This window comes from Rathayibacter sp. AY1A5, assembly GCF_002930875.1.
In the GTDB taxonomy this organism is placed as follows: domain Bacteria; phylum Actinomycetota; class Actinomycetes; order Actinomycetales; family Microbacteriaceae; genus Rathayibacter.
The window spans coordinates 66,666-88,778 of sequence record NZ_PSTM01000009.1 but is presented as its reverse complement, the minus strand read 5'-3'; the positions used below and the strand labels follow the sequence as shown (position 1 = coordinate 88,778).

Below are 22,113 nucleotides of genomic sequence, written 5' to 3'. Positions count from 1 at the left end.
GCCCGGTTTGTGGTCGTAGGCGGACGTCATGAGCTTGTCGGAGGCGCCCGCGTCTCGACGGATAAGCAGGACGCGCAGGCGCAGCGCGACGCGCTGCTTGCGACCGGTGTGCCGGCGGAGCGGATCTACGTTGACCCGGCCTCACCGGCAGCAACCGCGAGGGGCCCGCGCTGCGCGAGGACCTGGCGGCGTGCGACGCCGGCTCGACTCTGTTCGTGACGAAGCTCGACCGGCTCACCCGCTCGACCACCGACGCACGCGACGTCGTGGACGAGCTCGCGCGCAGGGGAGTGCGACTGAATATCGGCGGGTCGCTGCACGACCCGAACGACCCGATGGGCCGGCTGCTGTTCAACGTGCTGGCGATGATCGAGGAGTTCGAGGGCGACCTGATCCGGTCGCGCACGCGCGAGGGGATGCGGATCGCGAAGGCGAAGGGGCGCCTGCGCGGCCGCCAGCCGAAGCGCTTCCCGAAGATCGAGGCGCACCTGGTGGCGGAGTGCCGCTAGGGCAACTACATCGTGGCCGAGCTCTCGGAGCAGTTTGGGGCGACGCGCTCGGCGGTCTACCGGGCGGTCGAGCGCTCGAACATGACGGAGTTGCGCGCCGTCGACGTCACCCTTCCGCTCCCTGAGGGAGAGCAGTGAAGCCGAGTGCCCAACGGTCACTTGATGCGGCGCGTCTTCGAGGGTGGTCGTTGCGACCGACCGGCTCGCGGTGAGGCTCCTGGAGCCCCGAGCCGACCCGGATGAGGCGGGGGGCTCCCACGGCCCCGCTGCGCCTTTACAAAGGGCCTCCAGGCCGTCCGTCGACTCGTGAGGTCCGGAGGTTTCCTCCACCGTCTCCGGCGAAGAGGACTGCTGTGCAGTATCTCGAGTTCTCGTCGAATGGGCCGAGGTGTGCGGCCGGATTCCTAGCGCTCACGCCCAGACATGCGCGCGGAGACCCTGACCTGCGCAGCACGGTATCAGGCGACCCGCGGAGGTTTCCATCCGATGCGCCAGCGCTTACAGGTGGCGGCCTGGTGCGCCCGTCGAGGCGCCGGCCGGTCTGCCGGCCGTTGACTCGTCGGCCGGGTCCGGCACTCCGCCGCCGACGCGTCCGCCGGTCAGTCGAACCGCGCGCCCTCCGGCCGCGGCGGCAGCACGAACAGGATCAGCAGGAACACGTAGCCGGCGATCGGCACGAGGATCGCGAGGATCCACAGCCCGCTGAGGTTCACGTCGTGCAAGCGACGCCAGATCAGCGAGAGCGATGGGAGGAACGTCGCCAGGGCGATCGCGCTCGCGGCGAGCGACACCCAGAAGGTCTGGAACGGCGCGCCGCTCGGGTACGGGGTCAGCGTGAAGTCGAGGCGCCACGGACCGCCGTCGGCCAGCTGCAGGAGCGCGGTGAGGACGCTGCCGAGGAGGATGATCCACCAGTACTCGGCCCGGCTCGCCCTCCCGCGGAAGCGGAGGTAGTTGCCGAAGAAGCGGCGGAGCGCCGCCATCGGCGGAGCCCCGTAGTAGGGGAGGGTCAGCGGCGGCTCGAGGGTGCTCGGGCTCATCGGGTTCCGTCTCTCATCCCTCGACCGTATCCCCTGCTCCCCGCGCCGCCGCGTCGGCCGTGCGGACGACATCCCGGTGTTCGCGCCGGAGGAACGCCGCCGTGTCCACGAAGCCGGAGGCCGCCGTCTTCACAACGGAGGAAGATCGTTCCAGCTCGAGCGTGAACGCGCGGATCGGCATGCGCCGGAGCACTTTCTTCCTCCGTCATCAACACGATCAGCGAGTAGGAACCGCCTCCGCCCGCACCGCCGCCGTCGCCCGGGCGTCGACGATCAGGCTGACGACGAGCCCCACCGTGACGATGACGATCGCGACCCACGGCAGCACGTCGAGCCCGCTCGCGTCGATCGCCAGTCCGCCGACGACCGCGCCGCCGCCGATGCCGATGTTGAACGCCGTCGTCTGGAGCGCCGCGGCGAGGCTCCGCAGCTGGAAGGAGGAGGTGCGCAGCATCCGGGTCTGCAGCATCGCCGGGATGCCGCCGAACGCGATGTTCCAGACCACGGCGGCGACGACCACGGCCGTGGCGGCGCCGGTGCCCGCGGCGACGGCCAGGCCCGCGAGCGCCAGCACGACCGCGATCGCGGCGACCACGAAGCCCGAGCGGGGGAACCGGTCGGTCGCGAAGCCGGCCAGGACGAGTCCGACCGCCCCTGCGCCGCCGAACGCGAAGAGCACGAGCGGCACCGTGTCGGGGGCGAAGGAGGCGTTCTCGAGCCAGGGCGTGATGTAGGTCGAGAGGGTGTTCTGGCCGATCAGCACCAGCAGGATGACGACGCAGACGCCGATGATGCGGGGGAGCGTCCGGTCCTTCCGCGCCGGCAGGCGGATCTCGCCGGTCCGCAGCGGGATGTGGTGGTCGACCGCGGGCAGGAACTTCACCACGATCAGCGCGAGCACGAGCACGACGCCGCCGAGGATCGCGAAGGTGGGCCGCCAGCCGAACGCGTGCCCGAGCGCCGTGCCCAGGGGGACGCCGAGGACGAAGGCCGCGGAGCCGCCGCCCGCCGTGATCGCGGTCGCGCGGCCGAGCTGCTTCGGAGCGACGAGATGCGCGGAGTAGGCGGCGACGATCGCCCAGAAGAGGCCGTGGGCGAGCCCGCCGAGGATGCGGGCGCCGATGAGCAGCCCGAAGGTGGGGGCGAGCGCGGCGAGGACGTTGGCGACCGCGATGGTGCACAGCGCCACGAGGAGGAGGCTCTTGCGCGAGAAGCGCTGGGTCACCAGGGTCAGCGGAGTCGTCGCGACGACGACGGTCGCGGCGAAGATCGTGACGAGCTGGCCGGTGAGCGAGATGCTCACCCCGAGGTCGCGCGACATGTCGGGGATGAGCCCGGTCGGGAGGAACTCGCTCGTCACGGAGACGAAGACGGCGCCGGCGAGCGTGAGCAGGCCGATCCAGGGGAAGGCGGGGGCTTTCGCGGTGTCCTGAGGGTTCACGGTGTCCTGAGGTCGGGGGCGGGCGGGAGGGGGACGACCATCAAGCCTCGCACGCCCGCGCGGCCTCGGCGCGCGGGGGAGCCCACTGTCGTCCGGTGTTCATCCGCGGAGCGGAGCACCGGCACGTCCGGGTCGCCGTGCCGGTCCTCCGAGCAGGCGCGGCGCCGGCTACCACAGCGCCGCCCGCCCGTGCACGGGGTGGCCCCGGAGGCGCGGCTCGCCTGGGATGGAGGGGAGCGGCCCGATCCGGGTGCCGCGGACGGAGGAGCCATGCCCGACCAGTACACGTTCACGAACCCCGCCACCCAGTACCCGGACGTGACTCCGCCGGTCCAGCAGCAGCCCGAGCCCGGGCTGCAGTCGCGGATGACCCCGGTGCCCGACCTCGGCGAGGAGAGCTACCGCGGCACCGGCAGGCTCGCGGGCCGCCGCGCGCTCATCACGGGAGCCGACTCCGGGATCGGCGCAGCCGTGGCCATCGCCTTCGCCCGCGAGGGGGCCGACGTCGCCCTCGCCTACCTCCCGAGCGAGGAGGAGGACGCGCAGCACGTGATCGGGCTGATCCGCGCGGAAGGGCGCACCGCCGTGCCGATCCCCGGCGATCTCACGAGTGCCGAGTACTGCACGCGGCTCGTGGCGGAGGCGGTCGAGGGCCTCGGCGGGCTCGACGCGGTGGTCAACGTGGCCGGCAAGCAGATCTGGAAGGAGGACCTGCTCGACATCACCGACGAGCAGTTCGAGGCGACCTTCGCGGTCAACGTCTTCGCTCCGTTCCGGATCATCCGCGCGGCCCTCCCGCACCTGCCCGCGGGCGCCACCATCATCAACACGGCGTCGGCGGAGGCGCACAAGCCCGCCCCCGACCGCCTCGACTACGCGATGACGAAGGGCGCGATCAACAACCTCTCGAAGGGCCTCGCGCAGCAGCTCGCCGCGAAGGGCATCCGCGTGAACGTCGTGGCGCCCGGCCCGACGTGGACCGCCCTGCAGGTGAGCGGCGGCGTCGACCCCGAGAGCCTGCCCGACTTCGGCTCCAGCGAGTCGCCGATGGGCCGTGCCGCCCAGCCCGCCGAGCAGGCCCCGGCCTACGTGTTCCTCGCGTCCGCCGAGTCGAGCTTCGTCGCCGGCGAGACCCTCAACGTGAACGGCGGCATGGTCTCGCCCTGACACGCCGCGGCGCCGCCGCTCGCTGGTGTGCTGCCGAGACGCCTCCGTCCTGCTCGAGACACGGGCTCGCGTCAACCCTCTCCCGAGCGGCGGGGGGCGCGAGGTGCCATGGAGGGACCACCACGAAGGAGCACCATGAGCACCACGACCGTCCTCCCCATCGAGACCTACTCCGACGAGCAGGGCTGGCACAACCGCATCGCCCACGCCCAGGTCCCGCTGAGCCACCACGAGTCGCGCCAGGAGGCGGAGGAGGTCGGCGAGGAGATCGCCGAGCAGCGCGGCGGGGAGCACGTCGTCCTCGGCTGACGGCCGGCGCGGGGCGCGGCATGCGGTGCCCGGCCGGGGGACGCGCCCGGCCCGCAGGCGCCCGCTCCGCAGACGCCCCGTCCCGCGCGTGTAGCGCCCCCGACCCCGCCCGGTCAACCTTCTCGACCTCCCGGCCCCCTCCTCCCTAGCGTGGCCCGTCGTGCTCGCTCCCGAGCGCGCGACGAGAGGACGACATGGCCACCACGAGCGACGCCCCCGCGACCGGAGCGGCCGGCGGCACCTCCCTGCGCCGCCGCATCACCGGCCCGCTGCTCTACTTCTTCATCCTCGGCGACGTCCTCGGCGCGGGCATCTACGCCCTCATGGGCACGCTCTCGGCGGAGGTCGGCGGCGCCGTCTGGATGCCCCTCCTGCTCGCGCTCGGCCTCGCGCTGCTGACCGCCGGCTCCTATGCCGAGCTGGTGACCAAGTACCCGAAGGCGGGAGGCGCGGCGGTGTTCGCGCAGCGGGCGTTCAAGCGCCCGATCGTCTCGTTCCTGGTCGGCTTCGCCATGCTCGCGGCCGGAGTGACCAGCGCGGCCGGTCTGTCGCTCGCGTTCGCCGGCGACTACCTCGGCACCTTCCTCGACGTGCCGACCGTGCCGACGGCCATCGTCTTCCTGATCCTCGTCGCGTGCCTCAACGCGCGGGGCGTCGCGGAGTCGCTGCTCAGCAACACGGTGATGACCGTGATCGAGGTCGGCGGCCTGCTGATCGTGATCGGATGCGTCGCGCTGCTGGTGGCGGGCGGAGGCGGCGACCTCGCCCGCACGGTCGAGCTCAGCTCCGAGCAGGCGCCGGCGCTGGCGGTGCTCGGCGCGGCGATCATCGCGTACTACTCCTTCGTCGGCTTCGAGACCTCGGCCAACATCGCCGAGGAGATCCGCGATCCCAGCCGCGTCTACCCGCGCGCGCTGTTCGGCTCGCTGCTGACGGCCGGTGCGGTGTACGTCCTGGTCGGCCTCGCGAGCTCGATCGCGCTGCCCGCCGACGAGCTGTCCGGATCCTCCGCCCCGCTGCTCGACGTCGTGACGGCGAGCGGAGCCGGGGTGCCGGCGTGGCTGTTCAGCCTGATCGCGCTCGTCGCGGTCGCCAACGGAGCGCTGCTGACCATGATCATGGCGAGCCGCGTCACCTACGGCATGGCGAAGGACGGCCTCCTCCCGGACGTGCTCGGCCGCGTGCTGCCGAAGCGCCGGACGCCGTGGGTGGCCATCGCGGTGACCACGCTGGCGGCGTGCCTCCTGACCCTGGTCGGCGATCTGGCGACCCTCGCCGAGACCGTGGTGCTGCTCCTCCTGCTGGTGTTCATCAGCACGAACGTCTCGGTGCTCGTGCTGCGGCGCGACAAGGTCGAGCACGACCACTTCCGCGTGTGGACGGCGATCCCCGTGCTCGGCGTCGCCTCGTGCGTGCTGCTCCTCAGCCAGCAGGACCCGATCGTCTGGCTCTACGCGGGGATCCTCCTCGTGGTCGGAGTCCTCGTGCACCTGGCGACCCGTCGTTCGTCCCGCCGCACCGCCTGATCCGCTGACGGTCCCGGCGGGGCCGCCGCTCCGCCGGACCGTCCCTCCCGACCGCCGCGCTCTCCCCGCGACCGGTCAAGCCCCTGGGCGGACGGCCGTCCGAGGCGTGGGATGGAGGGAACGGAAGGAGTACGAATGACCGACACACCCTCCCGCGAGGAGCTGCCGCTCCCCGACTGGAACGACATCCCGCTCGGCACGCTCGCGGAGCGCATCCGCCCGCTCGACGAGGCCGGCCTCGGCGTGCTGCTCGCCTACGAGGAGGCGCACGGGCACCGCCTGCCGGTGACGACGATCCTGCACTCGCGTCTCGAGCAGCTGCGCGGGGGAGCGGAGCCGGCAGGCAGCGTGCCGGAGTCGCTGCCCGAGGTGTCCCGCTCGTCGTCCGGATCGCCGGTCTCGCCGGCGACGTCCGGTCCGGCGATCAATCCGCCCTCGCACGGAGTGCCGACGAACCCGGCTCAGCCGCGCGCTGCCCAGGGCCTGCCCAGCGCGCACGGGCAGACTGTCCGGAGCCGATGACGGCGACCGGACGAGGGAGCAGTACCCGGAACGCGACAAGACTGACTCGTAGGAGCTGTCATGTCCTGGATCGTCCTCATCCTCTCCGGTGTCCTCGAGGCCGTGTGGGCCACCGCCCTCGGCAAGTCGGAGGGATTCACGCGGCTCGGCCCGTCGGTCGTCTTCGGAGTCGGCGTCGTCGCGAGCATGGCCGGCCTCGCCTACGCGATGCGCGAGCTGCCCACCGGCACCGCGTACGCGGTCTGGGTCGGGATCGGCGCTTCGCTGACCGTCCTCTACGGCATGTTCTTCGGCGGCGAGGGCTTCTCGCTCGTGCGCACGCTGCTGGTCCTCGGGATCGTCGGCTGCGTCGTCGGCCTGAAGCTCGTGCACTGACCTGGCGGCCGTCCTCTCCTCCGCGACAGGCCGCTCCCGTACGCGACACGCCGACGGAGGCGCGCCGGACTGGCATCTCGCCGAGGGTCCGAGGCCGGTGGTTGCAGGACGCCGCGCGTTCCACCTAGGCTCGGCGCATCAGGGGAGAACGATCGTTCTTCGGTTCTCCCCGCCCCCCAAGGAGGACTCATGCCCACTCGTACCGCACGCACCGCCTGGAACGGCTCGCTCGAGACCGGCGAGGGCCAGGTCGAGCTCTCGAGCTCGAAGATCGGCACCTACGACGTCTCGTTCCCCAAGCGCGCCGCCGACGACGCCAACGGCTCGACCAGCCCCGAGGAGCTCCTCGCGGCCGCCCACTCCGCCTGCTACGCGATGCAGTTCTCGGCCGTCCTCGGCCAGGCCGGCGGCACCGTCGAGGCGCTCGACGTCCGCGCCGACGTCTCGCTCGGCCCGGACTCGGCCGGCGGATTCAAGCTCACCGGCATCAAGCTCATCGTGAGCGGCGAGGTCTCCGGCATCGACGAGGCCGCCTTCCTCAAGGCCGCCGACGAGGCCAAGGAGACCTGCCCCGTCAGCAAGGCGCTCACCGGAGTCGACATCACGCTCGACGCCACCTTCGAGGGCTGAGCCCCTCCGCACGTCCCGAGCACCCCGTCGCGCATCGCGGCGGGGTGCTCGTGCGTCCGGCGCGGCCGCGGAGCGGCCTATGGAGACCCCCGCCCCCACCGGCCGCCCGGCGCCCCCTGTCGTCAGACCGCCGCCGGCGCGTAGCGGAAGCCGGCGCCGAGGTGCTCCTCCGGCAGCCGGTCGCCGCGGCCGTGCAGCTTCTGGCGGAGGCTGCCCTCGACGTACTCCTCCGGGTACGCGCCGCGGCGGCGCAGCTCCGGCACGATGAACTCCACCACGTCCTCGAAGGTGCCGGGCGTGATCGCGTAGGCGAGGTTGAACCCGTCCACGTCGGTCTCCTCGACCCACTCCTGCAGGTGGTCGGCGACCTCCGCGGGCGAGCCGACGACGAACGGGCCGAGCCCGCCGATCACGCTGAGCTTGGCGATGTCGCGGACCTTCCACTCCGAGCCGTCCTCGTTCGCCTCCTGGAAGTTGGCGACGGCCGACTGGATCGCGTTGCTCTTCACGTTGCCGATCGGCTCGTCGAGGTCGTACTGCGACAGGTCGATGCCCATCCAGCCCGACATGAAGACCAGCGCCCCCTCCTCGCTCCCGTAGGAGAGGTAGTCGCGGTGCTTCTCGTGCGCGGCCTCGCTGGTCTCGGCGGTGATGATCGTCAGCAGCGTGTAGATCTTCGCGGAGTAGCGGTCGCGGCCGGCCGCCTCGAGGGCGTCGCGGATGCGCGAGACGGTCGCCTTCAGGCCGGCCTTCGTCGAGGACGCGACGAAGATCGCCTCCGCGTTGCCCGCCGCGAAGCGGATGCCGCGCGGTGACGCTCCCGCCTGGTAGATGACGGGGGTCCGCTGCACCGACGGCTCCGAGAGGTGGATGCCGGGGACGGTGAAGTTCTTGCCGCGGTGCCCGATCTCGTGCACCTTCGCCGGGTCGGTGAACACGCCGGACTCGCGGTCGCGGACGACCGCGTCGTCCTCCCACGACCCCTCCCACAGCTTGTAGAGCACCTCGAGGTACTCGTCGGCGACGTCGTAGCGGTCGTCGTGCTCGAGCTGGTCCTCGTGGCCCATGTTGCGGGCGGCGCTGGGGAGGTAGCCGGTGACGACGTTCCAGCCCACGCGGCCTTTCGTCAGGTGGTCGAGCGTCGACATGCGCCGCGCGAACGGGTACGGGTGCTCGTAGGCGGTGCCCGCGGTGATGCCGAAGCCGAGGTGCTCGGTCGCGGCGGCCATCGCCGAGACGAGGAGGATCGGGTCGTTGACGGGGACCTGCGCGCCGTGGCGGATCGCCGCCTCGTTCGAGCCGCCGTAGACGTCGTAGGTGCCGAGCACGTCGGCGATGAAGATGCCGTCGAACGTGCCGCGCTCGAGCAGCTTCGCCAGGTCGGTCCAGTACGAGAGGTCCTTGTAGCGCCAGGACTGGTCCTGGGGGTGGCGCCACATGCCCGAGGACTGATGGGCGACGCAGTTCATGTCGAAGGCGTTGAAGCGGATCTGGCGGGTCATGGAGTCGATAGTGCCCAGAAGAGCAGCGAACGGGTACCGAGCGCGACGCACGGCGTCACAATGCGACGCCCGTCAAGGCGCCCGGCAGGTCTGGGTGGTCGGCGACGTCCTCGACGAGCTGGCCGACCTCGAGGACCGCATCGGCAGCGCGACGATCGAGAGTCGGAACGGGTGATGCGCCGGGGCGCACCGCCCCCGTCCGCCAACCGGGCGGCTCCTCCTCCTACGCCAGCTCGCGCCCCAGGAAGCGCACGTGCTCGCCGATCTGGAACGCCTCGCCGCCCTCGTGGCCGTTGAAGGGGTAGACGCGGATCTCGCGGGGTCCGGCATAGCGGTTGTAGGAGGCGTAGACGGTGGACGGCGGGCAGATGTCGTCGCGGAGCGCGACTGAGAACAGCGCGGGGGACTGCGCGTAGGGGGCGAAGGAGGTGCCGTCGAAGTACGAGAGGGTGTCGAACACGCGCGCCTCGGCGCCGCGGTGGGTGTGCAGGTACTGCACGATCTCGCCGTACGGCATCGTGTCGACCAGCCGGACGGCGTGCGGGATGTGGGAGAGGAACGGCACGTCGACGATCGCGGCGCGCGCCGACTCCGACTCGCCGAGCAGGCCCAGGATCCCGGTGACGGCGAGAGCGATCCCGCCTCCCTGGCTGCCGCCCGAGACGGCCACGCGGGAGGCGTCGACCGCGGGGTGCGCGCGCAGCACGTCGAGCGCGCGGACGGCGTCGGTGAAGACGCGGCGGTAGAAGTGCTCCGCGGGCGACTCGATGCCCTGCGTCATGAAGCCGGAGACGTGCGGCCCGCTGCCCACCGGGTCGGGCGTCGCTCCGGAGCGGTGCCCGGACCCCTGGCCGCGGGTGTCCATGACCAGGTGCGCGTAGCCGGCGGCCGACATCGCGGTCCACTCCGCGAGCTGCCCGCGGCCGCCTCCGTAGCCGATGAAGGTCACGAGCCCGGGGAGGGGGCCCTCGACGCCGCGGGGGAGGATCAGCCACGCGCGGATCGGGTGGCCGCCGAAGCCGGAGTAGGTGACGTCGAAGGTGTCGAGCAGTCCGAAGCCGGCGTCGACCCGCTCGAGGCGCGGCTCGGTCGCGACGGCCCTCGCCTCGGCGATCGTGTCGCGCCAGAACTCGGCGAACCCGGCGGGCTCGGCGATCTCGGGGGCGTACTGCTCGAGGAGGTCGAGCGGGAGGTCGTACTGCGGCATCACGGACTCCTTCTCGGGCAGCGGCGCCCGAGGATCGAGGCTACTGGAGGCACGGGCCCACCTGGGTGCGGCGTGGGAGAACGCCGCAGAGCGGAATGCCTGGGCATCCTCCGCGTTCTCCTCAGCATGACGACGTACGGAATCATCGGAGCAGGCAACATCGGCAGCCAGGTCGCACGGGCGGTCATCGCCCTCGGGGACGAGGTGGTCATCGCGAACTCGCGCGGCCCCGAGACCCTCGCCGACCTCATCGCGGAGCTCGGCCCGAAGGCCCGCGCCGCCACGGCACAGGAGGCGGCCGAGGCCGCCGAGATCGCCGTGGTGACGGTGCCGCTGAAGAACCTCGAGGAGGTGCCGGTCGCCCCGCTCGCCGGCAAGATCGTCCTCGACACGAACAACTACTACTTCGAGCGCGACGGCCGCATCGAGGCGCTCGACAAGGGCGAGACCACGACCAGCGAGATGCTCCAGCAGCACCTCCCGGAGTCGAAGGTCGTCAAGGCGTTCAACCACATCATGGCCGCCGACATCACCACCGACGGCACCCCGGCCGGCACGCCCGACCGCCGCGCTCTCGCGACGTCGAGCGACTACCCCGAGGCGATCCACTTCGTGACCGACCTCTACGACCGGATCGGCTTCGACACCGTCGCGATCACGCCGCTGAGCGAGTCGTGGCGCGTCGAGCGCGACCGCCCCGCCTACGTGGTGCGGCAGAACCGCGAGGAGCTCGAGGCCAACCTCGCGAAGGCTCCCCGCACGGTCTGATCCAGCCTCTCGAAGGGGAGCGGTGTTGCGGCGCCGCTCCCCTTCTGCCTGTCCGGACGGCCTCGGAGGCGCGCCCGGGACGGCCCCCTCGGCGCTCACCGCCGCCGGGCCTGCGATAGTCGAGAGGACCAGCCACGCACCAGAGAGCCCCGATCGGGCTCCGAGAGGAGAGGCCTGCCATGCCCTCGACACCCCGTTCCGTCCCCTCTCGCTCCGGGCTCTCGCGCCGCAGCGTCGTGATCGGCGGTCTCGCGGTGCTCCCGCTGCTCAGCGCCTGCACGCCCGACTCCTCCGCTCCGGACGACGCTCAGCAGGAGGCGCCCCGCACCCGCACCGCGGCTCCGAGCGGGCCGGTGGCGCTCGCCCCGGACGCGCTCGCCGCGAGTGCGGCCCTCTTCGCCGCGGCTCCGCTGGTCGTCCTGGTCGAGGACGTCGCCGAGTCCCGCCTGCGCGCCGCCCAGGTGAGCATCGCCTGGGGCGTGCCGCTGCTGGTCGGCTCGGCGGGATCCGGAGCGACGGCCGCCCCGACCGCGGACGCCGCGGCCGCGGGATCCACGGCTTCCGACACGCCGTCCGATCCGGGGGGCCCGTCCGACTCCGCGCCCGGATCCGCCACCCCGTCCGCCGCTCCGTCCTCCGCCGCTCCGACCTCCGACGCCCTCGCCGCCGAGTTCGCCCGCCTCGGCGTGACCCGCGTGCTCGCGATCGGCGACGTCACCGCGCCCGAGGGCGTCGACGTCGTCGCCTCCGCCTCCGACGCGGCCGCCCTCAGCAGCGCGTCCGGCGTGACCGTGACCGACCTGGCGCTCGCCGACCTCGCCGCCGCCGCGCCGTCCACCGCCTCCGACGCTCCGTTCGGCGCCCTCCCGGCCCGGGCCGACGCCCTGACCGGCCTGCACGCTCTCGCCCGCGCGCAGGACGCCGACGTCGCCGCACTGGCGACCGCCCGCGCGGCCGGCGTGCCCGTCACCGTGGTCGACGGCGACGACCTGCTCGCCTCGGGCGGAGCCGTGACCGCGATCGCCGAGGCCGACGCCTCCTGCACGCTGCTGCTCGGCCCCGTGCTCGCCGCCCAGCCCGAGCCCGAGTGGGCCGTGCGCGCGGCCGCGAGCGGCTGGCAGCTGCCGGGCGGCGGCCAGCGGATGTTCGGCGGGCACCTCTTCGTCGCGATCTACGGCACTCCGGGCGCTCCCGTCCTCGGTGTGCTGGGGGAGCAGGGCCTCGAGCCCACGATCGCGCGGGCGGAGGCGGTGGCCGAGCCGTACCGGGCGCTCACCGACAAGCAGGTCGTGCCGAGCCTCGAGATCATCACCACGGTCGCGGCGGGCGACCCCGGCAAGGACGGCGACTACTCCAACGAGCTCGACGCCGCCGACATCCGCCCCTACATCGACGCGGCGCAGGCGGCGGGGATGTACGTGGTGCTCGACCTGCAGTCGGGGCTGACCGACTTCCTCACCCAGGCGAAGCAGTACGCGGACCTCCTGTCGCTGCCCAACGTCGGCCTCGCGCTCGACCCGGAGTGGCGCCTGCTGCCCGGCCAGAAGCCGCTGCAGCAGATCGGGCGCGTCTCGGCCGCCGAGGTCGACAGCGTGTCGGAGTGGCTGGCCGACCTGGTGCAGAGCGAGGGGCTGCCGCCGAAGATGTTCGTGCTGCACCAGTTCCGGCTGTCGATGCTGCAGGACCGCGACAGCATCCGCCGCGACCGGCCCGAGCTGGAGTTCCTCATCCACGTCGACGGCCAGGGCTCGCAGCCCGACAAGCAGGCGACCTGGGACGCGCTGCACGAGGGCGCCCCCGAGGGCATCGGCTGGGGCTGGAAGAACTTCTACGACGAGGACGCGCCCATGCTCACCCCCGCCGAGACCATGGCCGAGGTCCGCCCCCTCCCCGACCTCGTCACCTACCAGTAGGCGGATCCCGAGGGCGGGCGTCAGCGGCGCAAGAGCTCGCCGGAGACGACGCCCGCCTCGACCTCCTCGAGGGCGCGGCCGCGGGTCTCGGGCACGCGCTTCCAGATGAAGACGAGCGCGAGCAGGCCGACGGCGCCGAACAGGAAGAACGTTCCGGTGATGCCGACGCCGGAGACGAGGGTGGGGAAGAACAGGCCGAGCACCGCGTTCGTGATCCAGTGGCAGAAGATCGCGATGCCGACGCCGACGCCGCGGATCCGCAGCGGGAAGATCTCGGACAGCATCACCCAGGTGACGATGTTGAGGAACGTCTGCATGCTCCCCACGAACGCGACGACCAGCACCAGGATCACGTACGGCCGCGCCGGGTTCCCCACGGGGAGCGCGACGGAGGCGATGCCGATCAGGAAGTGCATCGCGGTGGTCAGGGAGTAGCCGAGCAGGAGGGTCGTGCGGCGGTTCATCGTCTGCATGAGCCGCAGCCCGATCAGGCCGCCGATCACGGCGATCGCCCCGGGTGCGATGTTGGCGACGAGCGCGCCGTCGTGGTCGAAGCCCGCCTCCTTCAGCACCGACTGGCCGTAGTACATGATCGAGTTGATGCCGGTGAGCTGCTGGGCGACTCCGATCCCGATGCCGACCAGCAGGATGCGCACCGCCCAGCGCTCGCGCAGCGCCTGCAGCAGGGGGATCCTCGGGCCGTCCTTCGCGCCGATCGAGCGGGCGATGGTCTCCGCCTCCGCATGGGCCCGGTCGGGCGTCCGGATGGTCGTGAGCACGTCGAGCGCCTCGTCGCGGCGGCCGTGCGCGATCAGCCAGCGCGGCGACTCCGGGACCCGGGTCATGCCGAGCAGGAGCGCGGCGGCGGGGAGCGCGGCGACGGCGAGCATGATCCGCCAGACGCCGGGCAGCTCGCCCCAGACGGTGCCGATGACGGCGTTGGCCACGAAGGCGGCGAGCTGGCCGATCACGATCATCAGCTCGTTGCGGCCGGCGAGCGAGCCGCGGATCTCGGAGGGGGAGATCTCGGAGAGGTAGATCGGCACGACCACCGAGGCGCCGCCGACGGCCAGTCCGAGGACCGCCCGCCCGAGGACCATCGCGCCGAAGCCCGGCGCCACCACGCAGACCAGGGCGCCGACGAGGAAGAGCACGGCGAGCAGGCGGATCGTGGTCCGCCTCCCGAGGGCGTCGGCGAGGCGTCCGCCCGAGATCGCGCCGATCGCGGCGGCGAAGAGGAGCGAGCTGGTGACGACCCCCTCGGTCAGCGCGGTGAGGCCCAGCTCGGTCGACATTGGCTCCAGGGCGCCGTTGATGACGCCGGTGTCGTAGCCGAAGAGGAGGCCGCCGAGGGTCGCGATGAGCGCGATGAGGCCGAGACGCTTAGTCGGCGCCTCCAGGGAGGTGGTGGTCATCCGCTTACTCTGACGCATGGCCGCGCGGTGAGCGAACCCTGGACCGTCGGGGGAACCCGGTGTAGCGGGTCCCCTCGACGGCCCGGGGCCCCTCGGCGGCAGGGAGGGGGGAGGGAGCGTGCGGAGGGGGTGCTCAGGAGGAGACGCGCGCGCCCTCGCGCAGGCCCTCCTCCTTGGCCTGCTGCACCAGGGCGGCGATGCGGCGGCGCGAGCGCGAGCGCCCGGCGAGCAGCGCCGCGAGGATGAGGGCGACCCCGAGGATCACGAGCAGCTGCGGGACCGGCACGGCGGCGACCGTGATCGACTCCGTCACGGGAGCGGTGGCGACCGGCTCCTGATCGGCGGCGGCGACGGTCGGTGCGATGGTCAGGTCGGCGCCGACCCCGAAGAGGGGCCAGATGCCGTCGAGCTGCACCGAGACGCTGCGCCGGTCGCCGGGCAGCAGCTCCTGCTGGGGCGCGTCGGCCGCGACGACGGGGGCGGTGGCGCCCTGGGCGCTCGCCGTGCCGTCGAGCAGCAGGCGCACGTTGCCAGTGTTCACCACGTCGGCGACGAGCGAGAGGGAGCCGGGCTGGAACGGGTTCCAGGAGAGGCGGTAGTCGCTGGCCAGGTCCTCGACGGAGAAGGAGGGGGTCACCTCGCCGGTCACGCGGGTCATCACGCGGAAGCCGATGCGGCTCTCCACTCCGACGTTCGCGCCTCCCGCCTCGGTGCCCTGCGAGAGCACGGAGGCGGCGATGCCGGCGGCGTGGTCGCCAGGGGTGGCGTTGTCGGGGACCGTCACGGTGAACGGCACCACGCCGCTGCTGCCCGGATCGACGGTCACGGTCTCGGGGGCGGAGATCCACAGCCCGGCGTCGACCGACTCCTGGTCCGAGTTGAGCATGTTGAAGCGGCCGGTGTCGGTGAAGTAGCCGTCGGCGCTGGTGATGCTGAAGGTCACGGGCTGGTCGCTGAGGTTCCGCACGACCGCCTCGTCCGAGGCGCTCGCGCCGGGGGCGAGCTCGAGCTCGACCCACGCGCGCTTGTCGGGGACGCCGTCGGTGGAGGGGCTGACCGCCCAGGTGATCGCTCCGTCGGCCGCGACGGCCGCCGGAGCGACTCCCGCGCCGAGGAGGGCGACGATCAGCGCGAGCAGCGCGGGGAGGAGCGGGCGGCGGGGAGCGGCGGAGCGGCGCGGAGCAGTCATCAGAACCTCATGGTCGCACGGGGGAAGCACGACGCGGCCGGGCGGGCGGGCCCGGCCGCGTCGGCCGTGGTGGGATCGCGGCCGAGGGAGTGCGTCCCCCGGCCGCGACGGGTCACTCGAAGAGCGACAGGGTGATGGTGGACGAGTACGCGCCGGCGTCCACGTTCACGGGGGTGCGGAGGAAGAGGTCGGCGTCGGCGCTCCAGGAGCCCTCGGGGTTGACCTGCTGGGAGTTGCTGGCGACGATCGCGAGCAGCTCCTTGCCCTTCAGGCCGACGCCGTTGGCGCCGCCGTCGATGGCGGTGCCGACCTCATCGCCCGCGGCGACCTCGCCGAGGTCTCCACCGTCGACCAGGTCCGGGGTCCAGCCGAGGTTCTCGGCGCCGATGGTCGATCCGTCGGCCGACGTGAAGTCGCTCGCCGTGCCGATGACGTACCACGCGGAGTCGGGGGAGACGTCCGCGGCGTCACGGGTGTCGGTGACCGTGACGGTGGGCAGGGTGCCGGTGAACTGGCGGCGGACGTTGTCCGAGCCGGTCTCGGTCAGCGTCGTCGAGTCCGCGGCGACGGTCATCGAGAGGGCACCGTTACCGGGGAGGTCGGCGATCTCGACGTTGATGTCGACGTCATCGTTGCCGTAGTTGACCTCGGCGGCGAACGCCGTTCCGGCGACTCCGAGCAGGAGGACGCCTCCGGCCAGTCCAGCGGCTCCGCGGATCAGAAGGGATCGGGTGTTCATGTCGGGTGTTCTCCGTTCTCCGGCCGGCGTCGTCGCCGGCTCGATCTCAATGGGTGTGGGTCGTGCCCGCGGATCAGCTGCAGCTGGCCGCGGAGTAGGGGGCGGTCGCGGAGGCCGTGGCCGGCTTCCCGCTGATGAACGCGGTCGCCGTGGCGGTCGCGGATCCGTCGGTCACACTCGTCGCCCGGGTGGTGAAGGCGGCCGAGACGGTGGCGCCGGGAGCGACGTCGGCGAAGCTCTTGGAGCCCCACGTCGTGCCGATCACGATCTTCGCGGCGAAGGCGTTCGGGTTCGTGGCGGTCGCGGTGACGACGATCTTCCCGGCGGCGCAGCGCGTCGTGGAGGTCGTGGTCACGGCGATCGCGGGTGCCGAGTCGGTCACGGGACCGACGGAGGCGGAGGCCGTCGCCGGCGTCCACTGCGGCTTCGCGGCGGTCACGGCCACCGAGATCGTCGCTCCGCGGTCGGCGGCGGTGAGCGTGTAGCTCGACGCCGTCGCCCCGCTGATCGCGGTCCCACCGCGCTTCCACTGGAAGCCGGTCGCCGTCCACGGGGAGGAGGCGGAGGCGGTCAGCGTGCTGCCCACCGTCGCCTTCCCCGTGATCGAGGCTGCGAGCGGCGCGGTGTCGACGATCGTCTGCGCGGCGACGCTGGTGAGGGTCGGGACGACCTTCTGCATGAGCCCGGTCGTCTTGTCGAAGGTCACCCGGTCGATCGTCGTCTCGCGGTGCTGGCCGTCTCCGCCGGGGATGGCGAAGCGGTGGTAGGCGATGTACCAGTCGTCCGTGCCGGGCACGTTGACGATCGAGTTGTGGCCCGTGGCGAGGATGCCCTGCGAGGTGTCCTTCTCGAGGACCACGCCGCGGTAGGTCCACGGTCCGTCGACGCTCGTCGAGGTGGCGTAGCCGACCTTGTAGTTCTCCGAGCCGGTGTCGTCGATCGAGTAGGTGAGGTGGTACAGACCGTCGCGGTAGTTCAGGAACGCACCCTCGCGGAAGTCGGTCAGACCGCTGATCTTCTTGATCGTGCCGGTCTTGATCGAGAGCATGTCGTCGGACAGCTCCCCGTAGAGCGGGTCGCCGTTGCCCCAGAAGAGGTAGCTCTTGCCGGTCTTCGGGTCGGTGAACGCGGCGGGGTCGATCGCCTGGCCGGACCGCACGGACTCGCCGTTGGTGATCATCGCGGTCGGCTGCGCCGTGAACGGGCCCATCGGGCTGTCCGAGACGGCGACTCCGATCGTCTTGCGGTTCAGCGAGGAGTTCTCGCCGGAGAAGTAGAAGTAGTACTTCCCGTTCTTCTCGATGATCGTCGGCGCCCAGGCGTTGCCGGTCGCCCACGGCACGTTGCCGTTCGCGCCGTCGAGCGTCAGGAAGGGCTGCTCCGAGCGGGTCCAGTCGATGAGGTTCTTCGAGGACCAGGCGTAGAAGGTCTTGCCGCCCCAGCCGGCGAAGCCGTCCGAGGTCGCGTACAGGTAGTAGGTGTCGCCGAAGACCGCGATGTTCGGGTCGGCGTTCAGGCCCGCGAGGACCGGGGACTTCATGACGACGGCCTTCAGGGTCCAGGTGGTCGCGGTGCCGCCGGCGGCGGGCGTGAGCACGACCGTCTGCGGGGTGGAGAGGTCGCGGACGGTGCCGGAGGCGGGGCTCGCCGTGACGCCGGCCGCGGTGGAGAAGGTCGGGGTGAGCTTCGTCAGGTCGGTCCCCGGCTTCACCGGGAAGGTGACCGTCCTGCTCGCCGAGTCGACGATCGGGGCCGTCTTCAGGACGTCGCCGCTGAGCGACAGGTCGACCAGGGCCGACGTGTTGCCGGAGGCGGCGAGCACCTCGGAGGCGCTGAGGGCCCGGTTGTAGACCGAGAACTCGCGGATCTGGCCGCGGAAGCGGTTGTCGGCGTCGTAGTTCGAGCGCCCGATGTAGTTCGCCGAGGTGGAGCCGCCGCCGATGTCCTTCGGGTCGGTCGTGACGGTGCCGCTGGCGACCTTCACTCCGTCGAGGTAGATCGTGCCGGTGGTGCCGGAGAGCGTGTACGTCAGGTGCGCCCAGGTGCCGCGGGGGAGGGCCGAGCCGCCGGCGACGGTCTGCTCGGTGGTGTAGTTCCCGGTCGCGATGCTGGTGCGGTAGTTGTTGCCCGAGGTGAAGAGGTAGCCGTCGCCGGCGCCGTTCGTGGTGTTGCCCAGGCCGTAGAGGAAGTAGGCGCCGCCCTGCGCGGGGTCGATCCAGACGTCGGACTGGATGGTGAGGTCCGTCACTCCGGCGAGCAGGTCGTTCGGCAGCTTGACGTAGTCGTCGGTGCCGTCGAGCTGCAGGGCGCCGTCCTTCCAGGTGCCGCCCGAGGGGAGCGTGCCGTTCTGGTTGTTGCCCGAGCTGTCGCGCACCGTGGTGCCCGAGCCGCCGTCGAAGGTGTAGCGGAGGATCTCGCCCGCCGCGTTGATCGGCTTCGCGGCGGGGCCGGTGCTGCTGGTGCCGTAGGCGGCCGTCAGGCGCGCCTCCTCGGCGCTCGAGAGGCGGAGCACCGAGCCGTGGCGGAAGGGCTTCGAGAACGAGTACGTGTTCGCGCCGGTGGTGCCGACGGGCAGGGCCGTGAACCGCATGTCCGCGAGGGTGTCGGTGACGTAGGCGGAGTAGCCGAACGAGTCGCCCATGACGACCCAGCGGCCGTCGGGCAGCTGGTAGACGGTGAGGCCCTCGAGGTGGTCGGAGAGGCCGCGGGACTTCTCCTCGCCGAAGCCGATCACGCGGGTCCACGGGCCAGCGAGGCTCGGGGCCTTGTCGACGACCGTGCGCCAGTCGGCGGTGGAGAAGCGGTAGTACGTGTCCCCCTCCTTCGCGATGGTCGTGTCGATGATGCTGCCGCGGCTCCCGCCGCCGGCGGCGGGGTTCTCGTCCAGCCAGACCTTCGGGGTGGAGAAGCCGACGAAGTCGCGCGTGGTCGAGACGTAGACGCGCTGGGCGGAGGCCCCGCCGGTCAGCGTCTTGTCGCGGGCGGCCCAGTAGACGTAGTACTGGCCGGTCGCGTCGTCCCAGATCGCCTCAGGAGCCCAGACGTTGCCCGCGTCGGGGAAGCCGGCGAAGACGATGCTCTGATCGCTCCAGTTCACGAGATCCGTCGAGCGCCAGACGACGAGGTTCTTGCTCGCGTTGGTCTGGTCCCAGGTGCCGCCGGGAGCGGTGCCCTCGGCGTGCAGGTCGGTGCCGATGATCCAGTACTCGTCGCCGGTGGGGGAGCGCACGAGGTGCGGGTCGCGGACGCCGAGGGTGCCGCCGAGGTTGGCGAGCACGGCCTTGTCGTTGTTGAGCTTCGACCAGTGCAGGCCGTCGGTGCTGGAGCCGAAGTAGATCTTCTCGTAGTCGGTCGAGGCGAAGTGGGTCCAGAGGTAGCCCGCGTCGTACTCGGTGTCGAGGTCCGCGGGAGCCGCGGTCACCGTGACGGGCAGCTGCCGGGTCGCGGTCGTGCCGGCGATCGTCGCGGTGAGTGTGACGGGCGTGGCGGCGGACCGGCGCTTCACGACGCCGGTCGTGCTGAGCACGGCCGAGTTCGAGGAGGCCCAGGCGACGTCGTAGGAGCCGGCCTTCGCGGGCAGCGTCACATTGCCGCGGACGTCGCCGGAGTTGACGATCGAGAGGGCGTCCAGCGCCTTCTGGGCGTCGGCGTTCACGTCCTTGGCGGGCACGGTGGCGGTGAAGGTGCGGGTGGCCGTGGCCGAGCCGCGGGTGGTCGTGGCGGTCAGCTCGACCGAGGCGACCCCGGTCGCGGGCGGCGTGACGACTCCGCTGGTCGAGACGACCGCGGAGTTGCTCGAGGCCCAGGCGATGGCGGAGCCGTTGGGGCCGGTCGTCGGGAGGGTGAGGTTCGCGGAGACCGAGGAGAGGCTCCCGAGGTCCAGGGCGGCGGAGTCGCGGGAGACGCGCGTGCTGTCCGGGGCCTGGAGGGTCGCGACGTCGGCCGCGCTGAGCGCCGTGCTGTAGACGCGGAAGTCGCGGACCGAGCCGGCGAGGGTCTTGTCCGCCGTGTAGACGGAGCGGCCGATCGCGTTCGCGGTGGTGGTGCCGTTGCCGATCGCGGCGGGAGTGATGGTCACTCCTGTCTGCTGCGCGACCTGGGTGCCGTCGAGGTAGAGGCGTGCGGTGTCGCTCGCGTCGTCGAGCGTGTAGGTGAGGGTCTTCCAGACGCTGCGCGCGAGGTTCGCGTTGGAGTTGACGGTCTGCTCGGTGGTCCAGTTGCCGGTGGCGATCGAGGCCTTGTAGCCGTTGCCCGTCGTGTAGAGGTAGCCGTTCCCGGCGCCGTTCGTCGTGTTGCCGAGGCCCCAGATGAAGTAGGGCGTGCCCTGGTTCGCGTTCACCAGGACCTCGGTGCTGACCGTGATCGAGTTCAGGCCCGCGAGCAGGTCGTCGGGCAGCTTGACGTAGTCGTCGGTCCCGTCGAGGGCGACGCCCGCGGCTCCGCGAGGAGCGGCTCCGTTGACGAGCGTGCCGGTGCGGCCCTTGCCCGAGCTGTCGGCGACGGTCGTGCCGCTCGTCTCGTCGAGCGCGTAGCGCAGGACGAGGCTGTCGGAGGGAGCTGCGCTCGCCGACTGGGCCGTCAGAAGGGGGACGGTGAGGGCCACGGCCGTCACGAGGACGAGTGGTCGCAGGAAAGGCTTCATCGCGCTTTGCTCCAGGGTCGGCACCATTGCTGAGGGGAGGGAGTGTGCCGGCTTCGTACGCGGCAATGTTCACGGTAACACTATGTTGACGACAACGTGAAGAGCCTAACCGGATCATTTCCCGACACTCCAGAGGAGAGGCGAACCGGTTCGACGAATCCCGGGTGCATCCTGGAGCGACGCGTACGCCGATGTCCGGTCGGATCAGCCGCGGTCGACGTCTCGCGAACGGCTCAGCGCGCGGTCCATCGCCCTCAGCGTCCGGAAGCCGGCCCGCTCGGCCACGGCCGCGCGAGCCGAGGGCGAGAGCGACGGGCTCGCGGCGAGCAGCGACGCGGCGAGGTGCACGCGCCGCTCGCGGAGGGTCGCGGCCACGGTCGTGCCCCGGCGGTGGAAGGCGCGGTCCAGCGTCGCCCGCGAGACGCGGAGCCGCATCGCGAGAACGCCGGCGGTGAAGTCCGCGTCACCCGCCTCCGCATCGATGACGGCGATCGCGCGGAGGAGGACGCCCTCGAGTCCGTCCTCCGGACGGGCGGGCGGCAGGCTCTGCTTGATCAGGGCCGACGCGGTCGCCTCGAGCGCCCGGCGCAGCTCGCTGAAGCCGGGATCGCCCGCCGCGAGGTCCGCGTTGAGGGTCGCGTTGACGAGGGAGACGAAGGCGCCGCTGTAGCTGTCGGCGGCGAGCAGGGTGCAGGACGGCCCGTCGGACTGTGCGCTCGTGAGGCCGAGCCTGCCCCACGACGTCCTCAGCGCCAGCCAGGCGGAGTCCTCCTCCGCCCGGAACCGAGCGGAGTCGTCGCGTCGGAGGAGGGCGAGCCCGCCGGGCCGCAGACGAGCGGCCTCGAGAGGGCCGTCGACGACGATCTCGCCGGCGACCGGGACGATGAGGTCGACCTCGGCCCGGTCGGGGGCGGGGAGGGGCGGGTCGGTCCGGAGCGTGCCGGGTGTGTGCCAGAGGCGGCTCAGCCGGAAGCCGTCGACGGCGAGCACGTCCCCGGCGAGGTGCAGGGGCGGAGCTCCGTCGCTCGCCCAGCCGAGGCTCCTCAGCCACGCCTCCACGCGGGGACCGCTCAGCTGCAGCGTCTCGACGAGACCGCGCGGGGCGGCCGGCTGCTCGGAAGCGGTCACCGGGCTCCTTCGCAGCGGGGACGGGGTGCGCGGGCGGTGACCACGTTAGGCCGGGGGAGGGGCGCCGAGACGGGGTGGCGCGTTCCTCCTC

The 22,113-nt window shown here is 72.1% G+C and carries 18 protein-coding genes, 1 pseudogene and 1 riboswitch; of the genes and pseudogenes, 10 read left to right on the top strand and 9 right to left on the bottom strand.

What is annotated here, in order from left to right; all coding sequences use genetic code 11:
* The first annotated feature begins 9 nt into the window (after positions 1-9).
* Positions 10-647: pseudogene (locus C5B98_RS08375) on the top strand (recombinase family protein).
* 461 nt (positions 648-1,108) lie between these two features.
* On the opposite strand, the gene C5B98_RS08370 reads toward C5B98_RS08375, so the two are convergent.
* Positions 1,109-1,549, bottom strand: a complete 441-nt coding sequence (locus tag C5B98_RS08370; protein WP_181065497.1) for a DUF805 domain-containing protein — start codon at positions 1,547-1,549, stop codon at positions 1,109-1,111.
* Between the two features lie 217 nt (positions 1,550-1,766).
* Positions 1,767-2,990, bottom strand: coding sequence for an MFS transporter (locus C5B98_RS08365; RefSeq protein WP_104327622.1), 1,224 nt, complete (start codon positions 2,988-2,990; stop codon positions 1,767-1,769).
* Between the two features lie 270 nt (positions 2,991-3,260).
* Between C5B98_RS08365 and C5B98_RS08360 the strand changes: the two genes are divergently transcribed.
* The 6 genes from C5B98_RS08360 (at position 3,261) to C5B98_RS08335 (ending at position 7,519) form a co-directional block, all read left to right on the top strand.
* Positions 3,261-4,157 (top strand): SDR family oxidoreductase, encoded by an 897-nt coding sequence (locus tag C5B98_RS08360; RefSeq protein WP_104227027.1) that lies wholly within the window; start codon positions 3,261-3,263, stop codon positions 4,155-4,157.
* A gap of 135 nt (positions 4,158-4,292) precedes the next feature.
* Complete coding sequence (locus tag C5B98_RS08355; RefSeq protein ID WP_181065496.1) at positions 4,293-4,466, top strand: DUF2188 domain-containing protein; 174 nt, start codon at positions 4,293-4,295, stop codon at positions 4,464-4,466.
* Positions 4,467-4,660: 194 nt separating this feature from the next.
* A complete protein-coding gene (locus tag C5B98_RS08350) occupies positions 4,661-5,992 on the top strand; it encodes an APC family permease (RefSeq protein WP_104327620.1) in 1,332 nt (443 codons plus the stop codon).
* A 135-nt stretch (positions 5,993-6,127) separates the two neighbouring features.
* Positions 6,128-6,514: a hypothetical protein gene (locus tag C5B98_RS08345; RefSeq protein WP_104327619.1), complete on the top strand. Its 387-nt coding sequence runs from the start codon at positions 6,128-6,130 to the stop codon at positions 6,512-6,514.
* Positions 6,502-6,565, top strand: a riboswitch (guanidine-III (ykkC-III) riboswitch). Its footprint overlaps the gene before it by 13 nt.
* Before the next feature lie 9 nt (positions 6,566-6,574).
* Positions 6,575-6,889: a multidrug efflux SMR transporter gene (locus C5B98_RS08340; protein ID WP_104222377.1), complete on the top strand. Its 315-nt coding sequence runs from the start codon at positions 6,575-6,577 to the stop codon at positions 6,887-6,889.
* A 189-nt stretch (positions 6,890-7,078) separates the two neighbouring features.
* Positions 7,079-7,519: an OsmC family peroxiredoxin gene (locus C5B98_RS08335; RefSeq protein ID WP_104222378.1), complete on the top strand. Its 441-nt coding sequence runs from the start codon at positions 7,079-7,081 to the stop codon at positions 7,517-7,519.
* A gap of 122 nt (positions 7,520-7,641) precedes the next feature.
* Here C5B98_RS08335 and C5B98_RS08330 read toward each other — a convergent pair whose 3' ends face one another.
* Positions 7,642-9,021 carry an LLM class flavin-dependent oxidoreductase gene (locus tag C5B98_RS08330; RefSeq protein WP_104247810.1) on the bottom strand — a complete coding sequence of 460 codons (1,380 nt, stop codon included), beginning with the start codon at positions 9,019-9,021 and terminating at the stop codon, positions 7,642-7,644.
* A 10-nt stretch (positions 9,022-9,031) separates the two neighbouring features.
* On the opposite strand from C5B98_RS08330, the gene C5B98_RS16915 reads away from it, so the two are divergent.
* The gene (locus C5B98_RS16915; RefSeq protein ID WP_181065495.1) at positions 9,032-9,196 is read left to right on the top strand and encodes a hypothetical protein; all 165 of its coding nucleotides are present in this window, start codon (positions 9,032-9,034) and stop codon (positions 9,194-9,196) included.
* A 48-nt stretch (positions 9,197-9,244) separates the two neighbouring features.
* On the opposite strand, the gene C5B98_RS08325 is transcribed toward C5B98_RS16915, so the two are convergent.
* Positions 9,245-10,228 (bottom strand): acetylxylan esterase, encoded by a 984-nt coding sequence (locus tag C5B98_RS08325; RefSeq protein ID WP_104222380.1) that lies wholly within the window; start codon positions 10,226-10,228, stop codon positions 9,245-9,247.
* 126 nt (positions 10,229-10,354) lie between these two features.
* On the opposite strand from C5B98_RS08325, the gene C5B98_RS08320 reads away from it, so the two are divergent.
* Complete coding sequence (locus tag C5B98_RS08320; protein ID WP_104227021.1) at positions 10,355-10,996, top strand: NADPH-dependent F420 reductase; 642 nt, start codon at positions 10,355-10,357, stop codon at positions 10,994-10,996.
* A 179-nt stretch (positions 10,997-11,175) separates the two neighbouring features.
* Positions 11,176-12,909 (top strand): hypothetical protein, encoded by a 1,734-nt coding sequence (locus C5B98_RS08315; RefSeq protein WP_104327618.1) that lies wholly within the window; start codon positions 11,176-11,178, stop codon positions 12,907-12,909.
* A gap of 20 nt (positions 12,910-12,929) precedes the next feature.
* Here the strand turns inward: C5B98_RS08315 and C5B98_RS08310 are convergent, their stop codons facing one another.
* From C5B98_RS08310 to C5B98_RS08290, 5 genes are all read right to left on the bottom strand, one after another.
* Positions 12,930-14,324 (bottom strand): sugar porter family MFS transporter, encoded by a 1,395-nt coding sequence (locus C5B98_RS08310; RefSeq protein WP_258062148.1) that lies wholly within the window; start codon positions 14,322-14,324, stop codon positions 12,930-12,932.
* A gap of 133 nt (positions 14,325-14,457) precedes the next feature.
* A complete protein-coding gene (locus C5B98_RS08305; RefSeq protein ID WP_104222384.1) occupies positions 14,458-15,513 on the bottom strand; it encodes a WxL protein peptidoglycan domain-containing protein in 1,056 nt (351 codons plus the stop codon).
* 112 nt (positions 15,514-15,625) lie between these two features.
* Entirely contained in the window at positions 15,626-16,252 is a 627-nt protein-coding gene (locus tag C5B98_RS08300; RefSeq protein ID WP_104222385.1) for a hypothetical protein, read from the bottom strand.
* 73 nt (positions 16,253-16,325) lie between these two features.
* Entirely contained in the window at positions 16,326-20,894 is a 4,569-nt protein-coding gene (locus C5B98_RS08295; protein ID WP_181065494.1) for a family 43 glycosylhydrolase, read from the bottom strand.
* A 204-nt stretch (positions 20,895-21,098) separates the two neighbouring features.
* Positions 21,099-22,022, bottom strand: coding sequence for a helix-turn-helix domain-containing protein (locus C5B98_RS08290; RefSeq protein WP_104222387.1), 924 nt, complete (start codon positions 22,020-22,022; stop codon positions 21,099-21,101).
* Between the last annotated feature and the right edge of the window lie 91 nt (positions 22,023-22,113).

What these genes read in the sequence shown, in the direction of transcription:
- C5B98_RS08370 (WP_181065497.1), bottom strand. Translation starts at nt 1,549, where the DNA reads ATGAGCCCGAGCACCCTCGAGCCGCCGCTGACCCTCCCCTACTACGGG.
- C5B98_RS08360 (WP_104227027.1), top strand. Translation starts at nt 3,261, where the DNA reads ATGCCCGACCAGTACACGTTCACGAACCCCGCCACCCAGTACCCGGAC.
- C5B98_RS08355 (WP_181065496.1), top strand. Translation starts at nt 4,293, where the DNA reads ATGAGCACCACGACCGTCCTCCCCATCGAGACCTACTCCGACGAGCAG.
- C5B98_RS08350 (WP_104327620.1), top strand. Translation starts at nt 4,661, where the DNA reads ATGGCCACCACGAGCGACGCCCCCGCGACCGGAGCGGCCGGCGGCACC.
- C5B98_RS08345 (WP_104327619.1), top strand. Translation starts at nt 6,128, where the DNA reads ATGACCGACACACCCTCCCGCGAGGAGCTGCCGCTCCCCGACTGGAAC.
- C5B98_RS08340 (WP_104222377.1), top strand. Translation starts at nt 6,575, where the DNA reads ATGTCCTGGATCGTCCTCATCCTCTCCGGTGTCCTCGAGGCCGTGTGG.
- C5B98_RS08335 (WP_104222378.1), top strand. Translation starts at nt 7,079, where the DNA reads ATGCCCACTCGTACCGCACGCACCGCCTGGAACGGCTCGCTCGAGACC.
- C5B98_RS08330 (WP_104247810.1), bottom strand. Translation starts at nt 9,021, where the DNA reads ATGACCCGCCAGATCCGCTTCAACGCCTTCGACATGAACTGCGTCGCC.
- C5B98_RS08325 (WP_104222380.1), bottom strand. Translation starts at nt 10,228, where the DNA reads ATGCCGCAGTACGACCTCCCGCTCGACCTCCTCGAGCAGTACGCCCCC.
- C5B98_RS08320 (WP_104227021.1), top strand. Translation starts at nt 10,355, where the DNA reads ATGACGACGTACGGAATCATCGGAGCAGGCAACATCGGCAGCCAGGTC.
- C5B98_RS08315 (WP_104327618.1), top strand. Translation starts at nt 11,176, where the DNA reads ATGCCCTCGACACCCCGTTCCGTCCCCTCTCGCTCCGGGCTCTCGCGC.
- C5B98_RS08310 (WP_258062148.1), bottom strand. Translation starts at nt 14,324, where the DNA reads ATGACCACCACCTCCCTGGAGGCGCCGACTAAGCGTCTCGGCCTCATC.
- C5B98_RS08305 (WP_104222384.1), bottom strand. Translation starts at nt 15,513, where the DNA reads ATGACTGCTCCGCGCCGCTCCGCCGCTCCCCGCCGCCCGCTCCTCCCC.
- C5B98_RS08300 (WP_104222385.1), bottom strand. Translation starts at nt 16,252, where the DNA reads ATGAACACCCGATCCCTTCTGATCCGCGGAGCCGCTGGACTGGCCGGA.
- C5B98_RS08295 (WP_181065494.1), bottom strand. Translation starts at nt 20,894, where the DNA reads ATGAAGCCTTTCCTGCGACCACTCGTCCTCGTGACGGCCGTGGCCCTC.